Genomic DNA, 3235 nt, shown 5'->3' with positions numbered 1-3235 from the left:
CCGAATCATCGGCCAGCGCGGGCAGGTTGGCCGCCCGGGCCGCCGCCAGCGCCTTGAGTGCTGCATTGCCGGTGAAGCTGTCCGCCGTTTCCTCCGGCTCGGGCAGGGACAGTTCGCCAGCCGATACGACACGGATGCCATATCCGGCCAGCAGGGCCGCGAATTCGGCAATCTTGCCCCGGTTATGGGTGGCGAGGACCAGCGTGTCCCCACGGCGCAGGCGGTTGGTGTCAGTCATGGTGTTCATGCCGCGAGCGCCTGCTTGACCGTGGTGGCCTGGATACGGAACAGCTCCGCCGTGCCCATGCGCGCCAGCCGCATCAGCGCGTTGAACTGGGCCTCGGTAAAGGGGTCTTTTTCCGCCGTGCCTGAATCTCGACAATGCCGCCATCGGCGGTCAGGACAAAATTGGCGTCGGCCCCGGCGGTGCTGTCCTCGGCGTAATCAAGGTCGAGAACCGCCCCGTTCTCCGTCAGCCCGCAGGAAATGGCGGCCACCTGCCCCCGGAGCGGGAGCGTGGCCAGCGTGCCCGCGCGCACCAGCTTTTCCAGCGCCAGACGCAGCGCGACCCATGCGCCGGTAATGGCGGCGCAGCGCGTGCCGCCATCGGCGTTCAGCACGTCGCAATCCACCGTGATCGAGATTTCGCCCATCGCCTTCAGGTCCGTCACCGCGCGCAGGGAGCGGGCGATCAGGCGCTGGATTTCCTGTGTGCGGCCGCTCTGCCTGCCTTTGGCGGCTTCGCGCCCGCCACGGCTATGGGTCGCGCGGGGCAGCATGCCGTATTCCGCCGTGACCCAGCCCTGCCCCTTGCCGCGCAGGAACGGGGGCACGCGCGTTTCGATACTGGCGGCGCACAGGACTTCGGTCCCCCCCATGCGGATCAGGGCGGACCCTTCCGCATGGCGGGCGAATCCGGTCTGGATGGAGACGGGACGCAGGGCGTCGATGGCACGACCCGATGGGCGCATGGGGTGAACTCCGCATTGTGAAGGGGCGGCATAACCCGCAACCCGTTCCTATTTCCAGTCCCGCGTGGGCAGGGCAGGGCATGATCTGCTATAATGGCCTTCCCACGGGCGCGCCGTGGGGCAGAAGACTGTGTTACAGGAGGCATGGCGATGGAAACCCGATCCCCGGCATCACGGCCCGCCCTGTTATCGGGACTGGACGCCCGTTCCGCCGCGATCCTGCACGAGATCGTGGAGCAGTATGTCGAAACCGGCGAGCCCATGGGCTCGCGCACGTTGTCGCAACGCCTGCCGCTGTCGCTTTCACCCGCGACGATTCGCAATGTCATGGCGGACCTGACCGATGCGGGGCTGCTGTTCTCGCCCCATGCCTCCGCCGGTCGCCTGCCGACGGAAAAGGGGGTCCGGCTGTTTGTCGATGGCCTGCTCCAGTTCGGGAACCTGAGCGAGGAGGAACGCGAGAGCATCTCGGGCACGCTGGATGTGAAGGGCCGTTCGCTGGAGGACATGCTGGCGCAGGCGTCCTCCATGCTATCGGGCCTGTCTTCGGCCGCCGGGCTGGTCATGGCCCCCAAGAGCGACAGTTCCACCATCAAGCATATCGAATTCGTGGCGCTGGGTCCGGGCCGCGCGCTAGTGGTGCTGGTCAGCGCGGACGGGCAGGTGGAAAACCGCGTGATCGAGACACCCGTGGGCCTGCCGCCTTCCGCGCTGGTGGAGGCGGGCAATTACCTCAACGCCCATCTGTCCGGGCAGACCCTTGACCGCCTGCGCGAGACGGTCAGCAACGACATGACCGCCAACCGCAATGAACTCGATCACCTGACGGCGGAAGTCGTGGCCAGCGGCCTCGCCACATGGAGCGGGGCGGATGAGCGCGGCGGCACGCTGTTCATTCGCGGGCAGGGCCGCCTGCTGGCCGATGTGACCGAGATCGAGCGCCTGACCACCATCCAGATGCTGTTCGAGCGGCTGGAAACGCAGGAAACCATGCTGCGCCTGCTCGATCTGGCCCGGGAGTCCGAGGGGGTGCGCATTTTCATCGGCGCGGAAAGCGGGCTGTTCGGCATGGCGGGCATGTCGGTCGTGGTCGCGCCCGCGCGCACGGACAGCAACCGCATCGTGGGCGCGATTGGCGTGATCGGCCCCACCCGCATCAACTATGCCCGCATCATTCCGGTTGTGGATTATACCGCGCGGGTGATCGGCCGCATGCTGGGCTGAGATGCGCCGGGAACATGCAACCGTGCTCCGTCGCATGTCATTATATGGCCGTATGAAGGGCGGCCGGGATGGCGTCCGCATGGCAGCGGCATGCCCGGCCGGGTAACCGGCCTGCCTGAATCTGGAAGGAAAGAGACATGCCCACACCCGATGCAAGGCGGTCCGGATCGTTCATGATCGGCGGTGACCTGGAGGTCACGCGGCTGGGGTTCGGGGCCATGCGGATTACCGGACCCGGCATATGGGGGGAGCCCGCCGACCGTGCCGCGGCACTGGCCACCCTGCGCCGCCTGCCCGAGCTGGGGATCAATTTTGTCGATACGGCGGATGCCTATGGTCCCTTTGTCAGTGAGGACCTGATCCGTGAGGCGCTGTATCCCTATCCCGACACCATCGTCGCCACCAAGGGCGGCCATACGCGGCATGGCCCCAATATCTGGAAGCCGGTGGGCAATCCCGACTATCTGCGCCAGTGCGTGCTGATGAGCATGCGCAGGCTGGGTGTCGAACGCATCGACCTGTGGCAACTGCACCGCGTGGGGGCCGACTGCACGCCCGAGCAGCAGTTCGAGGCGATCGCGACCATGCGCGCGCAGGGGCTGATCCGCCATGTCGGCCTGTCGGAAGTAACCGTGGAGATGATCGAGCGCGCGCGGCTCTATTTCCCCGTCGCCACGGTCCAGAACCGCTTCAACCTCGTCAACCGTTATTCGGAAGATGTGCTGGATTACTGCACGCGGGAGAACATCGGCTTCATTCCGTGGGCGCCGCTTGCCGCCGGTGGCCTGACCAAAGGGGATACGCTGCTGACCCGTCTGGCCAGTGAAAAGGGCGTCCAGCCCGGCCAGATCGCCCTTGCGTGGCTGCTGCGCCGCGCGCCGGTCATGCTGCCCATTCCCGGCACGGGCAATCCGGACCATGTGGCCGACAACGCCGCCGCCGCCCAGATCGTGCTGAGTGATGAGGAATTTCGCCAGCTTGATAACGATGGCCGCGCCGAATGGGCCAGACAGAACAACGTCTCAAGGTAAACAATTGAT

General features: G+C 66.3%; 3 protein-coding genes and 1 pseudogene. 2 read left to right on the top strand and 2 right to left on the bottom strand.

Features of this window, described 5'->3' with window-relative positions:
• On the bottom strand, positions 1-238 hold a 238-nt coding region (locus JCM25156_RS11960), incomplete at its 3' end, for a non-canonical purine NTP pyrophosphatase (protein WP_407637121.1).
• Between the two features lie 5 nt (positions 239-243).
• A pseudogene (rph, locus tag JCM25156_RS23950) lies at positions 244-971 on the bottom strand (ribonuclease PH).
• A 144-nt stretch (positions 972-1115) separates the two neighbouring features.
• On the opposite strand from rph, the gene hrcA reads away from it, so the two are divergent.
• A complete protein-coding gene (hrcA, locus tag JCM25156_RS11950) occupies positions 1116-2195 on the top strand; it encodes a heat-inducible transcriptional repressor HrcA (protein WP_084296510.1) in 1080 nt (359 codons plus the stop codon).
• A gap of 137 nt (positions 2196-2332) precedes the next feature.
• Positions 2333-3226 carry an aldo/keto reductase gene (locus JCM25156_RS11945; protein ID WP_025813242.1) on the top strand — a complete coding sequence of 298 codons (894 nt, stop codon included), beginning with the start codon at positions 2333-2335 and terminating at the stop codon, positions 3224-3226.
• Positions 3227-3235: the final 9 nt, after the last annotated feature.

It is taken from the genome of Komagataeibacter kakiaceti JCM 25156, assembly GCF_000613305.1.
Note: the sequence above shows the minus strand (reverse complement) of the source record. Positions and strands in the feature narration are given on the sequence as shown.

Coding starts and splice junctions, on each gene's coding strand:
- hrcA (WP_084296510.1), top strand. CDS start 1,116: ATGGCGATGGAAACCCGATCCCCGGCATCACGGCCCGCCCTGTTATCG.
- JCM25156_RS11945 (WP_025813242.1), top strand. CDS start 2,333: ATGCCCACACCCGATGCAAGGCGGTCCGGATCGTTCATGATCGGCGGT.